Raw genomic sequence first — 15,935 nt, forward strand, 5'->3', positions numbered from 1 at the left:
ATGCGTAGTGACACACAGCGCAACCGCAGACAACTGGTCAAGGCCGCGGGTCAGCTTTTCGCGTCCCGCCGCGGTCCCATCAGCATGACGGACGTCGCCAAGCATGCCGAAATATCCACGGCCACCGCTTACCGGCACTTTCCTTCAGTCGAGGACATCCTGGCCGAGTACCGCTTTGGCGTTGGTGAGAAACTGCGCGACTACAGCCTGAAGCAGCAGGAGCTAACCGGCGTCGAGCTTTTGACCGCGGTGAGCCGCAAGTGGGTGGACCTGGTCACGCGCCATGGCGGCGCCATGCTGTACACACGATCCGGCGAGGGCTACCTGGCCCGGCTTCGTTCGGGCGCCTTCTACCTGACCGTCCAGGCGGACGCGCTGGAACGTCCCCTGCGGGAAGCGTGCGAGGAACTGGGCCTGCCGCCGATCGGCGACGAGGCGATGTTCCTGTGGAATATCCTGTTCGACCCCCGCGAAATCCTGGACCTCATCAACACTGTGGGACTCACGAAGGACCAGGCCACTGCGCGGCTGATTGCTGCATTGAAGGGCGCGCTGGCCGGCTGGAGTGCGGACCGCGGGCAGGCATAGCTTTCCCGGGACACCAAGAAAGCCGGACCTGCGGGTCCGGCTTTTCCGTGTCTATTGAGCCACTGGCTTGATCAGTTCGCGGATTCGTTCGGCCGGCAGTGACGTCAACGCCGCGATGCGGAAGACGTCCATGTGCCCGGCTTCCAGGCCTTCCAGGACGTCGCTGCGGAGGCTCTCCACGCTTTGCTCCTTGTCCTTGAGAGCGTGCTCGAGTTGCTTCGCGACGGCGGCAAGCCCGGAAAGGTGCCATTCCTGCGGTGCCCCGGAGAAGTGGAGGTCCTGGTAGGCGCCGCCGAGCCTCTTGACGTCGGCGGCCCGGATCCCCACAACAGCGGAAACAGCGGCCAGGGAAACCTTGTCCGCCAGCGCCGCGGCAATGGCCTCGTTCCGGCGGCCCAGGAGTGTGCGGATACGGCTGTCGATGCGGGCGCGGGGCACCCTGGTTCCGGCCAGCCGCAGTTCCAGGGATGTCAACCGGGGCTGATGGGGCGTGGTTCGCCTGCGCGGCCGCGCCTCAGCTACGTAGGTCACGGTGCGTGAGGCCCTGGACCAGGTGCCAGACAACTGCCTCATTCCGGTGCGTCGGCATGATGCTGCCTTCAAGTACCTGCAGGCTTGGGCCAACCTGGCCTATGGGAGTCCACAGGCCACTGACCGGGCAGTGGCTTCCGGTTCCGGCGACGTACCGGCACCGGTGCTGGTGGCCAACTGAATGTTCTCCAACGATGCGACGCATCACATGCCTCCGGGGATTGGGGAGTTTGCTGGGAAACTCGGGGAAATCTGATGGTTTAAGCGTATGTCGCAGGTCACTCAAAAGCAAGAAACTTTTCTCATTTGTTTAAGTTTTCTCATGGCGGAGTGGAGGGATTGGCGGGCTCCGCACCATAAGCTCAAGGCGTGGGCCAAGAGCGTTCACATATGGAAAAACCCTTGACCAGACCATCCATCGTCTGCGAATCTTTTCTCAAATATGATTTTTTGAATCATCCGTCTGCAACGGCGCGACCGGAAGGAACTTCCCATGACCACTGCTCCCCGCCCACCCATGGTTGTCATGGGCGTCTCCGGATGCGGCAAATCCACTGTCGGCTCACTGCTTGGCGAGCGGCTCGGCATGGTCTTCCAGGATGGCGACCACCTGCACCCCGCCGCCAACAAGGCCAAGATGGGCGCCGGCATCCCGTTGGATGACACGGACAGGAAACCATGGCTTGAAGAAATCGGCCGGGCACTTCGGGATTCCTCGGACGCCGGCACCCCGATGATCATCGCCTGCTCCGCTTTGAAGCGCAGCTACCGCGACCTGCTGCGGCAGCACGTTCCCGGCGTCGTCTTCGTCCACCTCAACGGCGACCGCGCGACTCTCCTGGCCCGCATGAATGCCCGCGACCACGAGTTCATGCCCTCCAGCCTCCTTGACTCGCAGCTCAGCACCCTCGAACCACTTGAACACGATGAGAAGCACGTGCTCGCGGACATCACGCTCGCGCCCAGCGCGTTGGTCGACGCCATCTGCGATCGACTCTCCGTGCTCACGCTGCCGGTTGGGGCTAGCGTTGAGGGATGACCTCTGAGTACAGGTACGACGTCGATGTGCTGCACCTTTTGATCTCTCCCGCGCACGCCTACTTTGGGCGGGCACGGGAGGGAGCAGCCGACGTCCCTACCGCGGATGCCGCGACCGCTGAGCTGGTTGCCGGAAAAGGCATCGTGGGCGACCGGTTCTTCGGCAAGGCTGCCCACATGGACGCAGCGGTGACGGTGTTCGCCGTCGAAGCGTTGGAGGCAATCGCTGCAGAACTCGACGCCAGCCCTTTCGATCCGCTGCTGACCCGCCGGAACGTGGTGATCCGCGGGGCCGAGCTTGCTCCGTTGCTGGGCCAGGAGTTCGTCCTCGAGTCAGGCGGGGATTCCGTCCGCCTGAAAGCCGGGCGCCCGGCCCACCCCTGCGCCTGGATGGACCAGATGCTGGCACCCGGAGCCCATAAAGCCATGCGCGGACGGGGTGGTGTTCGCTGCCAGGTAATCTCCGGCGGGCTGCTCCACCGCGGTCCTGCCGTGCTGGTGAGCCCAGTGGTCCTTGACCCCGCACGGGCGGGCGAAGCGACGGTGCTGAGGCCATCGAGGCTGCCGTAGCCCAGGTCCGTCGGCCGCCGCCAATCCCGCATCCGGCACGCGCGTACCCCCGCGACCTACTCTGGGCCGGACCCCAATGCCGGACAACAATCCCGCATCCAACAAGCGCGTACCCCCGCGACCTACTTCGGGAGCGGACTGGTCCAAACTCAACCCAAGACGGTTGGACAAGGCTGACTTGGGTGTCAATGTAGGTCGTGGCGGCACGCGGGCCACGACGGAAGACGGTTGGACAAGGCTGACTTGGGCTTCAATGTAGGTCGTGGAGGCACGCGGGCCACGACGGAAGACGGTTGGACGAGGCTGACTTCGGCGTCAAAGTAGGTCGTGGCGGCACACGGGCAGCAACTCTCACCGGAAGTTGCGACCAGGCTCTGTCTCATTCGGGTGGCCCACTTCGACCCTTTCAATCTGCACTCGCCCCGACCCCTTGCCCTTCTTGGCCGGCTCTACGACCGCGTACCAGATGCGGCCACTATGGGTGAACTTGTACTGATACCGCGCGTAGACCAACCCTTGGTACGTCAGGCTCTGAAACCTGCCTCGCAGGATGTAGCAAAGTCCCGGTTGTTCCAAAGTTGGCGTGTTTGTCAGGTAGTCCCATGCATCAGTCAGAGCATTGCGGGCGGTGGCTCTGGCGTCCTGCCACCCTTTCTCCGCCTCACGGGTGATGAATTCAAGAACGTAATCGGTGCTTTTCCCCGGCCTTGCAACGCCGTCAGTCTTCTTCGACAAACTAGGGACCCTCGACCACAACGGGCCGGTCGAAATAGACCAGGTCCACATTGCCAACGGGGATTCCCTCCGCCACGGCCGAGGCAGTTGCCTCCCAGGCTGAAATCACCACGCCCAACCGGCCGAAATAGCCGACAGCCGCACAGCCTCGGGCCACGTCCACAACCTCCGCAGCGAATTCCTCCTGCTCTTCGCGGGAGAGGAAGGTCAGCCACGGGAACGGGAGCCGAAGCCGGGTTATGAAGTCCCCTTCGCCGAGTGAGGCCGCAATAAGAGCAGAAGCCAACTGCAGGCCTTGCCGATCATTGCGATGATCGCTTGCCTTGGAAACGATCAGGTCTTCTTTGCCGCGGCGGGTCACCACTATGTCACCCTCATCTATGTGCGACAGGACCTCCTTCGGCTCGCGAAGAAGTTGTGTGAAGGTGGCAGTTGTAGTCATGGAGATAAGCTTATCTGATAAACATCAGATAAACATTCGGAGGGGAGGGGCTCAGCACCGTGAACCCGGCGCCTCAAGAACGTCAGGAGGGCTCGCGCATCCTCCGCTCAGCCTCGGGGAGCACGATTTCCCGGTTGGCAAGCAGCCAGCTTTCGGCCCTTGGCGAATCCGAGAAGGCGCCGTCGTCCTGGGCTTCGCGGCTCTGTTCCTTGATGAAGCGCCACATCCGTCCTGGCGGAATTCCCAAGAGTTCAACGCGGGAACCCCAGAGTAGGGTCTGACCAACAACGCGTTCGCTTCCCAGCCTCTTCGCGATGGCCAGCCAAGTTGGCAGGTGATTGACACCTTGTTGCGCACCTTGACCCCGGCCCTCCTTGTCAGCTTCAACCAACCGGGCCCAATCGTGAATCGACGGTCCGCCACCCACATGGTCCAGCCGACGAATCAACCTGCGCACGGCAGAGTCGGTAATCTTCCCAGCTGGACCTTCCGGTGTGTGGCACATGTGCTCGCGGATGAGGGGCAAAATGATTCCCTCATAACGCCGAGGTGCCCCGATCAGTCGCAGGAACTGTTTCGCGGGCTCAACACCTGTGACGTTGTGGCCATTCGATGTGATCCTGCCACTGTCAGAAATCCTGGTTGATATGGCTTTCCCAAAATCATGGGTGATGGCAGCCAAGACCAAGATGGCAGTCTCATCCGAATCCAGCCCGTCCCGGCGCGCGATACGTGCCGCCTGATCGCCCGCGAGCCCAAGATGAACATTGACATCCCCCTCTGGGTGCCATCCAGCGTCCTGCGGAACACCCCTGGTTGCCGCGAGCCCTGGAAAATGGGCTTCCCAACCAGTGGCCTGGAGAGTCTCCAGGGCACGGGAGATATGGGTTCCCTTGGCGGAAAGCTTGAAGAACTCTCCCCAGATCCGCGACTCAGGCAGGTCATGGAAAGTCGGGAAAAGTTGGGCGCAGACCGTGGCGGTCTCCGGGGCCAACTGGAAGCCGAAACGGCCGCTCAGTTGGACTGCCCGGAGCACACGCAACGGATCTTCGGAGAACGCACTGCTTGTGTGCCGGAGGATTCCTGCCTCCAGATCGGCCCGGCCTCCATGCGGATCGACCAAGTGCCCGGTCGTGGCATTCCAGCCCATCGCATTGATGGTGAAGTCCCTGCGGGCGAACGCTTCCGCTTCGGAGTTCCGGGCCGACAACGAAACGTCGAAGGTCTGCCCGTTCAGCGCAACGTTCACGATGCCGAAGTGTTGGCCCACTTCCATGGCATGCCCCGGCAGGGCAGCAATAACATCGGCCGACGATAAGCCGTACACCTCAATGTCGACGTCCTTCGATGCCACGGACGCGCCGCCGTCGAGCGAGAGCAACGCATCCCGGACGGATCCACCGACTACCAACGGGCGTCCGCCGGCGTCGCTCAGGCTTGCGAGTACTGTCTTGGCTTCGGGAGTGAGCTGGATCAGCTCAGGGATGGTAGTGATGATTGCTCTCGGTTCCTTGGGAGATCTTGCTTGGCACAAAAGGGCTCGTCTCTGACTTTCTACCCCAAGTGAAGCCGCTGTGGCCGCGAATCCGCCATAGCCGCGTACCGCCGCGACCTACTTTGAGAGCGGACTGGTCCAAACTCAACCCAAGCCAGTTGCATAGGGCTGTCTTGGGCCTCAAAGTAGGTCGTGGCGGCACGCGGGCCACGACGGAAACCGGTTGGCCGACGCGGCATCCGGCCTCAAAGGGGGTCGCGGCGGCACGCGGGCCACGACGGAAGACGGTTGGCCGACGCGGCATCCGGCCTCAAAGTGGGTCGTGGCGGAGCGGGGAGTAGGTCTGGAACGTACGGTCCGGCGACCAGGCAGGCGACCGGCAGCAAACGGGAGCCCTCACACCTCCGCAGCCGGCGCCGCGAACTGGGCCTCGTACAGCCTGGAATACGCCCCACCCGCAGAAAGCAACTCGGTGTGGGTCCCCTGTTCCACGATCTGCCCAGCCTCCATCACCAGGATGAGGTCGGCGTCCCGAATGGTGGAGAGCCGGTGGGCAATCACAAAGCTGGTTCGGTCCGAGCGCAGGGCATTCATGGCTTTCTGGACCAAGACCTCGGTACGGGTGTCCACTGAGCTGGTGGCCTCGTCCAGGATGAGCACCGAGGGCCGGGACAGGAAGGCCCGGGCAATGGTGAGGAGCTGCTTCTCCCCTGCCGAAACGTTGCTGCCCTCGTCGTCCAGGACGGTGTCGTAACCCTCCGGGAGCGAGCGCACAAAGCGGTCAACGTAGGTGGCCTGTGCAGCTTCCACAATCGAGGACTCCGAAGCATCAGGGCGTCCGTAAGCGATGTTGTCCCGGATGGTCCCGCCGAACAGCCAGGTGTCCTGGAGGACCATGCCCATCCGCGAGCGCAGTTCCTGCCGGGACATGGTGGAGATGTCCACGCCGTCCAAGGTGATCCGGCCGCCGTCGAGCTCGTAGAACCGCATCATGAGGTTCACCAGCGTGGTCTTGCCCGCGCCGGTGGGCCCCACAATGGCGATGCTCTGGCCAGGCTCGGCCACCAGGTCCAGGTCCTTGATGAGCGGCTTGTCCGGCGAGTAGCTGAAGGAGACGTTCTCGAAGACGAGCCGCCCGCGGCCGGCACCGGAACCGGAAGGAGCGGGCTCAGCCGACTCCTCCTCTTCGTCCAGCAACTCAAAGACCCGCTCCGCCGAGGCCACGCCGGATTGCAACATGTTCGCCATGGATCCGAGCTGCGCCAAGGGCATGGTGAACTGGCGGGAGTACTGGATGAAGGCCTGGACGTCACCGAGCTGCATGGCACCGGAGGCAACCTGCAGGCCGCCCACCACGGCAATGCCCACGTAGACGAGGTTCCCGATGAAGGTCATGGCCGGCATGATGAGGCCGCTGACGAACTGGGCCCCGAAGCTCGCTTGGTACAGCTCGGAGTTCTTCGCCCTAAAGCGTTCCTGTACTTCGTTCTGCCGCCCGAACACCTTCACCAGTGCATGCCCGGTGTAGGTTTCTTCGATCTGTCCGTTGAGTTCGCCGGTGTTCTTCCACTGGGCGACGAAGAGCTTCTGGGAGCGCTTGGCAATGAGGACGGTGGTTCCAAGCGTCAACGGGATGGTCACCAGGGCGATCAGTGCCAGCAGCGGCGAGAGGATGAACATCATCACCAGCACGCCCAGCACCGTCAAAAGGGAGGAGACCACCTGGCTGATGGATTGCTGGAGGCTTTGCGAGATGTTGTCGACGTCGTTGGTGACCCGGCTGAGGAGTTCGCCACGCTGGATGGAGTCGAAATAGCGCAAGGGCAGCCGGTGGATTTTGGCTTCGATCCGCTCGCGCAGCCTGTAGACGGTCCGCTGAACGACGCCGTTCAGCACGTACGCCTGCATCCAGCCGAACGCTGCAGCCAGGACGTATAGCGCGAGTGCCCAAAGCAGAACCGAGGACAACGCCCCGAAGTCGATTCCGACGCCGGGTGTCAGGGTCATCGCGTTGAGCATGTCGGCTTTGGCGTCGTCGCCGGAGGCCCGGAGTCCTGCGATCACGTCGGCTTTCGAAACGCCCGCGGGCAACTGCTTGGAGACGACGCCGGCAAAGATCAGGTTGGTGCCCTCGCCCAACAACCGTGGGCCAATGACGTTCAACGCCACGCTGGCTACGGCAAAAACCACCACGATGGTCAGCCACATGCGTTCGGGCTGCAACGTACCCAGCAACCGGCGGGCCGATGCACCGAAGTTGGACGCTTTCTCGGCGGGGACGTTCATTCCGGCGAACGGGCCGCCCCTTCCGGGACCCATCGCCGGCCGCTGCGGACCACGGGCGCCGGAAGGTCCAGTAGCAGTAGCAGTGCTCATGCTGCCTCCTCCGCTGCGAGCTGGGAGGACACGATCTCCCGGTAGGTTTCGGAAGTCTCCAACAACTCATCGTGCGTTCCCTGCCCAACGATCCTGCCGCCGTCGAGCACCAGGATCTGGTCCGCGTCCGCGATGCTGGAGACCCGCTGGGCGATGATCACCAGCGTGGCACCGCTGGTGTGGTTCTTGAGGGCCTGGCGGAGCCGGGCATCCGTGGCGGTGTCCAGGGAAGAGAACGAGTCATCGAAAATGTACAGCTCGGGGCGTTTCACCAGGGCCCGCGCGATCGCGAGCCGCTGGCGCTGCCCACCGGAGACGTTGGTTCCGCCTTGGGAAATGGGAGCATCCAGCCCGCCCTCCATCTGCTCCACGAAATCGCGGGCTTGCGCCACCGTGAGCGCTTGCCAGAGTTCTTCCTCGCTGGCATCCGGCTTGCCGTACAGCAGGTTGCTGCGGACCGTCCCCGAGAACAGGTAGGGCTTTTGCGGCACCAGGCCAATGTGTCCCCACAACAGGTCGGGGTGCAGCTCACGGATGTCCACGCCGTCCATGCGCACTGAACCGGAGGTTGCGTCGAAGAGCCGCGGCATCAGGTTCACCAGCGTGGTCTTTCCGGCTCCGGTGCTGCCGATGATCGCGGTGGTCCGGCCAGCCAACGCTGTGAAGGACACTCCGCTGAGCACGGGCTGCTCGGCACCCGGGTAGGCGAATCCGACGTCGTGCATTTCCAGTTGGCCGCTGCGACGGCCGGTGGGGGAAACAGGGTTCGACGGCGGCAGGACGCTTGAGTCGGTGTCCAGCACCTCGCCGATGCGGTCGGCTGAGACGGAGGCGCGCGGGATCATGACGGCCATGAACGTTGCCATCATGACGGACATGAGGATCTGCATGAGGTAGCTCAGGAACGCGATCAACGTGCCCACCTGCATGGAACCGTCCTCGATCCTGAAGGACCCGAACCAGATCACCGCCACACTGGAAACGTTCATCACCAACATGACCACAGGAAACATGAGGCTCATCAAACGGCCGGCCCGCAGCGCAACGTCCGTGACGTCGTCGTTCGCTTTGCCGAAGCGGGCCGACTCCATGTCTTCCCGCACGAACGCGCGCACCACACGGATGCCGGTGAGCTGTTCGCGGAGGACCCGGTTCACTGCGTCGATCCGGATCTGCATCTTGCGGAACAGCGGCACCATGCGCGTCACGATCAGGCCGACGCAAACAAGCAGCACCGGCACGCACACGGCGATCAGCCACGACAACTGCGCATCCTGGCGAACGGCCATGATGACGCCGCCGATACTCAACATGGGCGCCGCCACCATGAGCGTGCAGGACATCAACACGAGTTGTTGGACCTGTTGAACGTCGTTGGTGGACCGGGTGATCAGCGACGCGGCACCGAACCGCGTGACCTCCTGCTCCGAGAAGTCACCCACACGGCTGAAGATCGCATCCCGGACATCGCGTCCCATGCTCATGGCCGCCTTGGCTCCGAAGTACACCGCCACAACGGCGCAGGCGATTTGCAGCAGCGTGATCAGCAGCATCAGGCCGCCCATGCGCAGGATGTAGTCGGTATCCCCCACGGCCACGCCGTTGTCGATGATGTCGGCGTTAAGCGTCGGAAGGTACAGCGAGGCGATGGACTGCGCGAGCTGGAATACGACGACGGCGATCAGCAGCCGCTGATGCGGCCGCAGGAAACGAACAAGGACTTTCCAAAGCATGCGGTCTCCCAAGCCCGTGGCAAGGGTCCGCCAGAACGTGGTGGACCGAAGGCCAGTTTACGTCTGGTTGCTGTGGGCAACTAGAGGGAATTCAGTAGGCTGGAAACGTTCCACCCCAGAACCGCTACGAAGGGACCGAAGTCTTGGCTTACATCACCGTCGGAAACGAAAACAGCACTGAGATTGAGCTCTATTACGAGGATCACGGGTCGGGACAGGCAGTGGTTCTGATCCACGGCTACCCGCTGGATGGTTCGTCCTGGGAGAAGCAAACCGCAGCACTTCTGGAAGCCGGTTACCGGGTCATCACCTACGACCGGCGCGGCTTCGGCAAGTCCAGCAAGCCCACCGTTGGCTACGACTACGACACGTTCGCCGCGGACCTCAAGACCGTCCTGGAAACCCTGGACCTGAACGACGCCGTGCTGGTGGGCTTCTCCATGGGCACCGGCGAAGTTGCCCGGTACATCGCCACGTATGGTTCCGCCCGCGTTGCCAAGGCCGTGTTCCTCGGCTCGCTGGAACCTTTCCTGCTGAAGACGGACGACAACCCGGACGGCGTTCCGCAGGATGTCTTCGACGGCCTGGCCCAGGCAGTGAAAGCCGACCGCTACGCGTTCTTCACCGAGTTCTTCAAGAACTTCTACAACAGCGATACTTTCCTGGGCACCGATCGCCTGAGCCAGGAATCCGTAGACGCAAGCTGGAACCTGGCCTCGCAGTCCGGCGCCTTTGCGTCCGTAGCCGCCCAGCCCACCTGGGTGACTGACTTCCGGGCGGACATCCCCAAGATCGATGTTCCCGCGCTGATCGTCCATGGCACGGCGGACAACATCCTGCCCATCGACGCCACGGGCCGCAGGTTCAAGGATGCCCTGCCCAGCGCCGAGTACGTGGAAATCGAAGGGGCACCACACGGCCTCCTCTGGACGCACGGAGCGGAGATCAACGAGGCCCTGCTGGGCTTCCTGCAGAAGTAGACCCTCCGAACGGAAGATGCCCCCGAAGCTGCTGCTTCGGGGGCATCTTTACTACTTCCTGAGCCGGAGTCTGCGCGCCTTCTTTCCGCTGCGCAGATACTCCTTTTCGAAAGCCTCCGCCACTGCCCGTTCGGCTTCGTGGAGCAGCCCGTACGTGAAGGCCGCAGTGCCCGCGTCCGCCGCCGATCCCAGTTTGAGGAGTTCGGCCCGGGCCACGGCACTGTCCTGGTGCTCGCCGAGGATCCGCTGGACGTCATGCGCGGCATCGGACAACTTGGCGGCACGCTTGCCATGGATGCTCTCGACGGCGGCCGCCGCAAACCGCAGCTTCTTGGCCGCCTTCCGGACATCGTGGAACGCTTTGTCACGTGCAGGCCCGACGGCGGTACCCACGGCCGCGTCGTGACGCTTGGCCAGGCGCTTGGCCGCCTTGTTGACGAATTTCCGGCTGGCCTTCCTCGCCCCGGGGGTTACCGACGGGGCAACAGGAGGGGCCTCGAGGAAGGCTTCGAGCTCATCGAGCAGCCGGAAGTAGCGCGGGCTGTTGAGCCGTGCATGGATGGCGGAGAGGGAGGTGTCCTTCCGGACCTTCATGCGCTCGTCCAGTTGGTTCTTCAGCGGACCGAGCACCAGTTTTCCGGGCAACTCGTCGAGGGACTTCGTAAGCCGCTCATGGAGCACTTCGGCATCCCTGTAACGTCCCAGGGTCTTGGCCAGCGATTTCAGCCCGAGTTCGAGCTCAGCCACGGGATAGGGCTTGAACAGTTTGCGGTAGCTGTGCAGCACGGAACGGATCCGCCGGGTGGCCGACCGCATCTGATGGACGGAGTCCTCGCGTTCCAAGCGAACGTGTGAGTCCTGCAGGAGTAGCCTGGCCACCTGCATGTCCAGGTAGTTCAGCACGGGAACCACGGCCGGACCCTTGCGCTGGGGCATTTCGCGGCCGGTACCCTTGGCTGCCGGCCACAGGTCACCGAAGGCCGTGGCCAGCTTGGACGTGCGCTCACTGGGGTTCGCCCCGGTCTTGGCCAGGAGCGCTGCGGCGGCATCAAGGAACTTGTCCCCAGCTGCATCGTCATGGCCGGGTGCGAGCTCCACTTCCCATTCCCGCCAGCCGTGGGCGTGTCCGTCACCGAGGGAGACCAGCGCGTGCACGTGGTCATCAACGAACTCGGCGAGGCGTCCGCCGTCGGATTGGTACAGCTGGTAGCTGGTGCGTTCAGTGGTGAGTGTTGCCACGGCGGACACGGCATGGCCCCGGGTGTACGCAAGGATGCGGGCCATAAGGTCCGGGGGAACCGTTTCGGGCTGGCCCAGCGGAGCGTGGATTTCGGTTCGCTTGCCAGGGCCGTGCGGGAGCTTCAGGTGCCAGCCGGCGTCGGGTCCGCCGGTTCGTCGCCGCAGGGTGATCCTGCGCCCGGCCAAGGCCAGGTCCTGCGTATCGAAGTAAACGGCTTCCAGCTGATGGGTGGCGGGTTCACCTACCTTGCCGACGCCCTCGATCCGGTGGAGTTCCGGGAGCGGCGTGGAAGCGTCGGCATCGAACTTTTGCTCTGCTTCCACACTGGTGGACTGGGCCATGACTGCGGATCCCCCTCGTTTGGAGTAGGCGATGGAAGGCGCCCGTGAAGGCCGGCCCGTTCGCTTGGCCGGCCTTCACGAGGACTTGCGTTATAGCAATGCTCCTCCGCCTTCGTCCACATCGCCACCGGTAACAGTGCCCCGCCATGCTCCGGTTTCGTGTCCTTGGGCTTCGATGAATTTTTTGAACTTGTCCAGGTCCGCGCCAACCCGAAGGCTGTCCGCCCCCAGCGCGGATCCGGCCTTCTCGGCCAAGCCTTCAGGCTCCCAGTCGATAGCCACATTGACCCGGGTCCGCGCGGCGTCCAGTGGCTCGAACGTCACAGACCCGGCGTTGCGGGGGCCATCGACGCTGGCCCAGCTCACCACGGAATCCGGGACTTGCTCAATGATCTGCGCGTTGTAGTCACGCTTGACGCCGCCGATGTTGGTGGAGAAATGGAGCGCCGTCTCATCGATCTGCTGGACGGCTTCCACCCCGTTCATGAACTCCGGAAAGCTCTCGAACTGGGTCCACTGGTTGTAGGCAACAGAAACGGGGACGTCTACTTCTACTGATTTGTTGACCGTAGCCATGAAATGCTTCTCCTTCAGTGCTGTGGTGCTTGTCCGCGGGCACGCTTGTTGCCTGGGGTCGGACGGCTAGCCTGCGTTGAAGTCCTCTTCATCGTCATCGTTCGGGGATTGGTCCTGCGGCAGGTTGTTCCCGCTGCCGTCGGGCAGGTCGCCGTCCGGCTCCAGGTTCTGCTCTTCACGGGCCTGCTCGTCCACCCCGCCGAAGCGGCCTGCTCCCGGCTCGCCCGCGCTGTCCGCGTCTTCCGGGTCGAGGTGGCTCAGGTTGGGAGCTCCCGTGGCATACGTTTCGCCGTCGGGGCTGTCCTGGCCCAGGCCGGCCTCGCTGAGGTCTTCTTCCACGCGGGGCTGCGCCTGGCTGCCTCCGGCTTCCTGCTCTGCTGTCGGCGTGCCGTAGCCTCCAACTTCCTCTTCGGGTGTCGGATTCTGCGTGTCCATGAGACCTGTCCTTTCCATGTGGTTGAACACTTGATGGAACATTTCGAATTTATAAGGGCACTTGGCGTTATGTCCACCGCTTACAGAAAATACTCAGCAAACTTATCATTTTGGCCTTTGAGGAACTATGGTGTGAGCTCGGATTCGTAGGGTGTGAAGTCCGGCCTCAACGTGACAGCGTCCTCTCCCACCTTGGCGATGTCTTCCCAAAGCACCATGAACGAGCCCCTGTGGCGCCACCGCAGCAACTGCGCCAGGGGCCACGGTTGGGACAGGTTCTGCCGCTCAAACCCCAGGAATGACGACGCCGTCCGGGGACTGACGATGATCCCTACCAACCGCGCCTTGCTCAAGAGCCGCGACGGGGCGGAATCCAAGGCGAACCGGAGATCCGAAACCTCACCCAGCCTCTTCCCGGCACTGTCCACCACATCCGTGCCAAGCACGTCAGTCAGGATCATGGCGACCTCCCGGAATCCGCCCGATCACGTGGTTCCGCAGCCATCGTTCCACCCACGAGGCATCCAGGGAGTCAGACCGGACGCCGACGGTCAGCACCGTGTCCACGCCGGAGACAACTTCCCATGGGATCCTGATCAACCTGCTCGACGGCGGCCTGCCGCCAAAGATGCGCGTCCCCAGGACAGGGCCGGTCAACAAAGCGGTGATGTGCGGAGGATCGGAGCCTTCCGGAATAGGCTCATCCGGAACCGGGCCACTGAGTTCGATGTCGTCAACCGTGGTGACCGGGACGCCGTCGACGTCCGAAACCTGCCGGTCCAGCAGATGCAGCTGCGCATCGAGCACCAAGCCGGCAGTCCGCGGTGCCGGCCTGAGTTCGCTGGCGTCTATCCCCCTGGGCTTGGCCATCAGGCACCTGCTCCCGTCGCGATCATCAAGGGGATGGCCGCGATCGAGGCGGCAAGGATGATGACCAGGTAAACCATCCCTGCCACATTGACCGCGCGTTTGTTGACGTACTTGCCCATGTATTGCGGATCGTTGGCCACAATGAGGATGGGCAGGTAGGTCAAGGGCAAGGCGATTGCGGAAAAGACCACGGAGTACTCGGTCACCAGGATCGGGTCCACGCCTGTTGCCAGCACCGCCACACCCACCAGCAGTACCACGATCATCGACACGTGGAAGCGGGCTGCCTGCGCCGGCCTGCGGAACTTCCCCCAGGACCATCCGAAGTACTGCGCCAGCGTATAACCGCTGGACAACGTGGTCTCCAGGGCCGCCCCGAACGTGGCAGCAACCACGCCAAGGATCAGCACGGCCAAGGCCAACTGGCCGCCGGCCTGTGCCACGGGCATCACCACCTGGGACAAGGTGGTAACGCTGATGCTGGCGGGCAAGAGAACGACGGCGGCGCACGCGGCAATGGCGAGCGAGAGGAATCCGCCAAGCGGGAAGCCAAGGAGTACGTTGAGCCGGGCCTGTGCCAGGTCCTTCACCTTCCACCGTTCCTCCACTGCGCCCGAGGAGAAGAAGAACACCTCATAAGGCGTCATCGCGGCACCGAAGAGTGCGATTGCGTAATACCAATACGTCCCGCCGCTCTCCTCATGCGAAATCGACGGAGCGAATGCCTGGGTGGCCAGTTGGCCCCAGTCCGGTTTGAGGAGGAACAACGCCACCGCGAAGACCACCAGGGTGAGGCCCATGAGCCCGGTGACGTTCTCCATGATCTTGAACTTCACCCGCCAGATCACCAACCACACGGCAAGCAAGGCAACAGGAACCCACAGCAGGTACGCCACTCCGCTGGCCAGCTGGAGGGCTAGGGCAACGCCGCCGATTTCGGTAGTCACCGTCATCAGATTGATCAGGAAGGATGCGCCCAGGTTGGCCAACCCGGCGCGGGCGCCCATGCGCTCACGGATCACCTCGAACGTAGCCCGGCCCGAGACCGCAGCCACCCTGCCGGACATGTTCGCGAAAAGGCAGATGCCCACTACACCCACCAGGACTACCCAGGCCAGGGACATGCCAAAGCGGGAACCCACCACCGCGTTGGTCACCAGATCCCCGATGTCAACGAAGCCCCCGATAGCCGTCAGGATGCCGAGCGCAACACCGGGGCCGTTTCACTGGATGCCGGCCTTGGCCATGAGTGCGTCGAGTTGGCGGGAGGCGCTGTGCAGTTCGTCCAGGACGGGAGCCAGCTTGGACTCTCCCGAACCGGATTGGCCATCCTCGGGCCCGCCCTGCGGCGCGGTCAACGCATCACGGGCATGGAGCATGGCCCGGGAAGCCATGGAGAACGTGGCCAGGACATCCTCACGCAGCTTACGCTCGTCGGATGTAGCGCCTGACAGGGCTCCTACTTCATCCGTGGCAGATTCAAGCTGCTTCACCATGTCGTCAGCAGCGGTGGAGCCGGCTGCCGCCGTCGTATGTTCTTTAATCCGCAAGTCCACGGCCAAAGCGGTGGTCCGCACGGCTGACACCGCCTCTTTCAGGGGCCCCTCCAACGCCTGGCTGGTGGGAGACTGCGCGCAGGACGAAAGCGCTCCGGCCAACGTTGCCAGGGCGAGGAGAACCATGGCGAAATACCACCGAAAGCGGTTCACGATGGTCGCGGAACCTCGCATCCACCCTGCGGATTCAAACCTGTGTAATTCAGGGGCCCGGCAACAATATTCAGGGCGATGGTGGCAAATTGTGAGCACTGGGCTGGAGGTGCGTTGTAGTAGCCACGTTGGCCCGCGGCTACCGCGCCTATAACGAGCCACACAACAACGATCAGCCCGATAAATGAACCGATGCGCATTTTGTCCTCAATCGATTCAGGGACTTTCCGCATAAGGCGGAATCGGAAACGGCCGCGGGCAATATGTCCTTGCCCG

At 63.2% G+C, this 15,935-nt stretch carries 18 protein-coding genes; 5 read left to right on the top strand and 13 right to left on the bottom strand.

What is annotated here, in order from left to right; genetic code table 11:
* Positions 1–588 (top strand): TetR/AcrR family transcriptional regulator, encoded by a 588-nt coding sequence (locus ACIQTZ_RS13000; RefSeq protein ID WP_400272572.1) that lies wholly within the window; start codon positions 1–3, stop codon positions 586–588.
* Positions 589–639: 51 nt separating this feature from the next.
* Here the strand turns inward: ACIQTZ_RS13000 and ACIQTZ_RS13005 are convergent, their stop codons facing one another.
* On the bottom strand, positions 640–1,119 hold the full coding sequence (locus ACIQTZ_RS13005) for a hypothetical protein (RefSeq protein ID WP_402981292.1): 480 nt from the start codon (positions 1,117–1,119) through the stop codon (positions 640–642).
* A 1-nt stretch (position 1,120) separates the two neighbouring features.
* Here ACIQTZ_RS13005 and ACIQTZ_RS13010 point away from each other — a divergent pair, with 1 nt between their 5' ends.
* The 3 genes from ACIQTZ_RS13010 to ACIQTZ_RS13020 all read left to right on the top strand — a co-directional run bounded on the left by ACIQTZ_RS13010 (position 1,121) and on the right by ACIQTZ_RS13020 (position 2,727).
* Positions 1,121–1,300 carry a hypothetical protein gene (locus ACIQTZ_RS13010; RefSeq protein WP_402981295.1) on the top strand — a complete coding sequence of 60 codons (180 nt, stop codon included), beginning with the start codon at positions 1,121–1,123 and terminating at the stop codon, positions 1,298–1,300.
* 312 nt (positions 1,301–1,612) lie between these two features.
* Positions 1,613–2,158 carry a gluconokinase gene (locus tag ACIQTZ_RS13015; protein ID WP_402981298.1) on the top strand — a complete coding sequence of 182 codons (546 nt, stop codon included), beginning with the start codon at positions 1,613–1,615 and terminating at the stop codon, positions 2,156–2,158.
* Positions 2,155–2,727: an MOSC domain-containing protein gene (locus ACIQTZ_RS13020; protein WP_402981301.1), complete on the top strand. Its 573-nt coding sequence runs from the start codon at positions 2,155–2,157 to the stop codon at positions 2,725–2,727. The genes ACIQTZ_RS13015 and ACIQTZ_RS13020 overlap by 4 nt, the downstream gene beginning before the upstream one ends.
* A gap of 351 nt (positions 2,728–3,078) precedes the next feature.
* On the opposite strand, the gene ACIQTZ_RS13025 is transcribed toward ACIQTZ_RS13020, so the two are convergent.
* From ACIQTZ_RS13025 to ACIQTZ_RS13045, 5 genes are all read right to left on the bottom strand, one after another.
* On the bottom strand, positions 3,079–3,462 hold the full coding sequence (locus ACIQTZ_RS13025; RefSeq protein WP_402981304.1) for a hypothetical protein: 384 nt from the start codon (positions 3,460–3,462) through the stop codon (positions 3,079–3,081).
* A 1-nt stretch (position 3,463) separates the two neighbouring features.
* Complete coding sequence (locus tag ACIQTZ_RS13030) at positions 3,464–3,904, bottom strand: type II toxin-antitoxin system Phd/YefM family antitoxin (RefSeq protein ID WP_402981307.1); 441 nt, start codon at positions 3,902–3,904, stop codon at positions 3,464–3,466.
* Positions 3,905–3,986: 82 nt separating this feature from the next.
* Entirely contained in the window at positions 3,987–5,438 is a 1,452-nt protein-coding gene (locus ACIQTZ_RS13035) for a CCA tRNA nucleotidyltransferase (protein ID WP_402981310.1), read from the bottom strand.
* A gap of 357 nt (positions 5,439–5,795) precedes the next feature.
* On the bottom strand, positions 5,796–7,775 hold the full coding sequence (locus ACIQTZ_RS13040; protein WP_402981313.1) for an ABC transporter ATP-binding protein: 1,980 nt from the start codon (positions 7,773–7,775) through the stop codon (positions 5,796–5,798).
* Entirely contained in the window at positions 7,772–9,508 is a 1,737-nt protein-coding gene (locus ACIQTZ_RS13045; protein WP_402945456.1) for an ABC transporter ATP-binding protein, read from the bottom strand. The genes ACIQTZ_RS13040 and ACIQTZ_RS13045 overlap by 4 nt, the downstream gene beginning before the upstream one ends.
* A 143-nt stretch (positions 9,509–9,651) precedes the next feature.
* Here ACIQTZ_RS13045 and ACIQTZ_RS13050 point away from each other — a divergent pair, with 143 nt between their 5' ends.
* Positions 9,652–10,488: an alpha/beta fold hydrolase gene (locus ACIQTZ_RS13050; protein WP_402981316.1), complete on the top strand. Its 837-nt coding sequence runs from the start codon at positions 9,652–9,654 to the stop codon at positions 10,486–10,488.
* 51 nt (positions 10,489–10,539) lie between these two features.
* Here ACIQTZ_RS13050 and ACIQTZ_RS13055 read toward each other — a convergent pair whose 3' ends face one another.
* From ACIQTZ_RS13055 to ACIQTZ_RS13085, 7 genes are all read right to left on the bottom strand, one after another.
* Entirely contained in the window at positions 10,540–12,069 is a 1,530-nt protein-coding gene (locus ACIQTZ_RS13055) for a CHAD domain-containing protein (RefSeq protein ID WP_402981319.1), read from the bottom strand.
* A gap of 90 nt (positions 12,070–12,159) precedes the next feature.
* Entirely contained in the window at positions 12,160–12,645 is a 486-nt protein-coding gene (locus tag ACIQTZ_RS13060) for an SRPBCC family protein (RefSeq protein WP_400336442.1), read from the bottom strand.
* 66 nt (positions 12,646–12,711) lie between these two features.
* Entirely contained in the window at positions 12,712–13,080 is a 369-nt protein-coding gene (locus ACIQTZ_RS13065) for a hypothetical protein (protein ID WP_402981322.1), read from the bottom strand.
* Positions 13,081–13,205: 125 nt separating this feature from the next.
* Positions 13,206–13,541 (bottom strand): PRC-barrel domain-containing protein, encoded by a 336-nt coding sequence (locus ACIQTZ_RS13070; RefSeq protein WP_402981325.1) that lies wholly within the window; start codon positions 13,539–13,541, stop codon positions 13,206–13,208.
* Positions 13,528–13,950, bottom strand: a complete 423-nt coding sequence (locus tag ACIQTZ_RS13075) for a hypothetical protein (protein ID WP_402981328.1) — start codon at positions 13,948–13,950, stop codon at positions 13,528–13,530. The genes ACIQTZ_RS13070 and ACIQTZ_RS13075 overlap by 14 nt, the downstream gene beginning before the upstream one ends.
* Positions 13,950–15,149, bottom strand: a complete 1,200-nt coding sequence (locus ACIQTZ_RS13080; protein WP_402981519.1) for an Nramp family divalent metal transporter — start codon at positions 15,147–15,149, stop codon at positions 13,950–13,952. Before ACIQTZ_RS13080 ends, ACIQTZ_RS13075 begins: the two co-directional genes overlap by 1 nt.
* Positions 15,150–15,173: 24 nt before the next feature.
* Positions 15,174–15,632 (bottom strand): hypothetical protein, encoded by a 459-nt coding sequence (locus tag ACIQTZ_RS13085; protein WP_402981331.1) that lies wholly within the window; start codon positions 15,630–15,632, stop codon positions 15,174–15,176.
* Positions 15,633–15,935 lie beyond the last annotated feature (303 nt).

Origin of the sequence: Paenarthrobacter sp. NPDC090520 (assembly GCF_044769205.1) — a bacterium.
GTDB lineage: Bacteria > Actinomycetota > Actinomycetes > Actinomycetales > Micrococcaceae > Arthrobacter.

Coding starts and splice junctions, on each gene's coding strand:
- ACIQTZ_RS13015 (WP_402981298.1), top strand. CDS start 1,613: ATGACCACTGCTCCCCGCCCACCCATGGTTGTCATGGGCGTCTCCGGA.
- ACIQTZ_RS13000 (WP_400272572.1), top strand. CDS start 1: ATGCGTAGTGACACACAGCGCAACCGCAGACAACTGGTCAAGGCCGCG.
- ACIQTZ_RS13085 (WP_402981331.1), bottom strand. CDS start 15,632: ATGGTTCTCCTCGCCCTGGCAACGTTGGCCGGAGCGCTTTCGTCCTGC.
- ACIQTZ_RS13030 (WP_402981307.1), bottom strand. CDS start 3,904: ATGACTACAACTGCCACCTTCACACAACTTCTTCGCGAGCCGAAGGAG.
- ACIQTZ_RS13060 (WP_400336442.1), bottom strand. CDS start 12,645: ATGGCTACGGTCAACAAATCAGTAGAAGTAGACGTCCCCGTTTCTGTT.
- ACIQTZ_RS13040 (WP_402981313.1), bottom strand. CDS start 7,775: ATGAGCACTGCTACTGCTACTGGACCTTCCGGCGCCCGTGGTCCGCAG.
- ACIQTZ_RS13065 (WP_402981322.1), bottom strand. CDS start 13,080: ATGGACACGCAGAATCCGACACCCGAAGAGGAAGTTGGAGGCTACGGC.
- ACIQTZ_RS13045 (WP_402945456.1), bottom strand. CDS start 9,508: ATGCTTTGGAAAGTCCTTGTTCGTTTCCTGCGGCCGCATCAGCGGCTG.
- ACIQTZ_RS13070 (WP_402981325.1), bottom strand. CDS start 13,541: ATGATCCTGACTGACGTGCTTGGCACGGATGTGGTGGACAGTGCCGGG.
- ACIQTZ_RS13055 (WP_402981319.1), bottom strand. CDS start 12,069: ATGGCCCAGTCCACCAGTGTGGAAGCAGAGCAAAAGTTCGATGCCGAC.
- ACIQTZ_RS13020 (WP_402981301.1), top strand. CDS start 2,155: ATGACCTCTGAGTACAGGTACGACGTCGATGTGCTGCACCTTTTGATC.
- ACIQTZ_RS13075 (WP_402981328.1), bottom strand. CDS start 13,950: ATGGCCAAGCCCAGGGGGATAGACGCCAGCGAACTCAGGCCGGCACCG.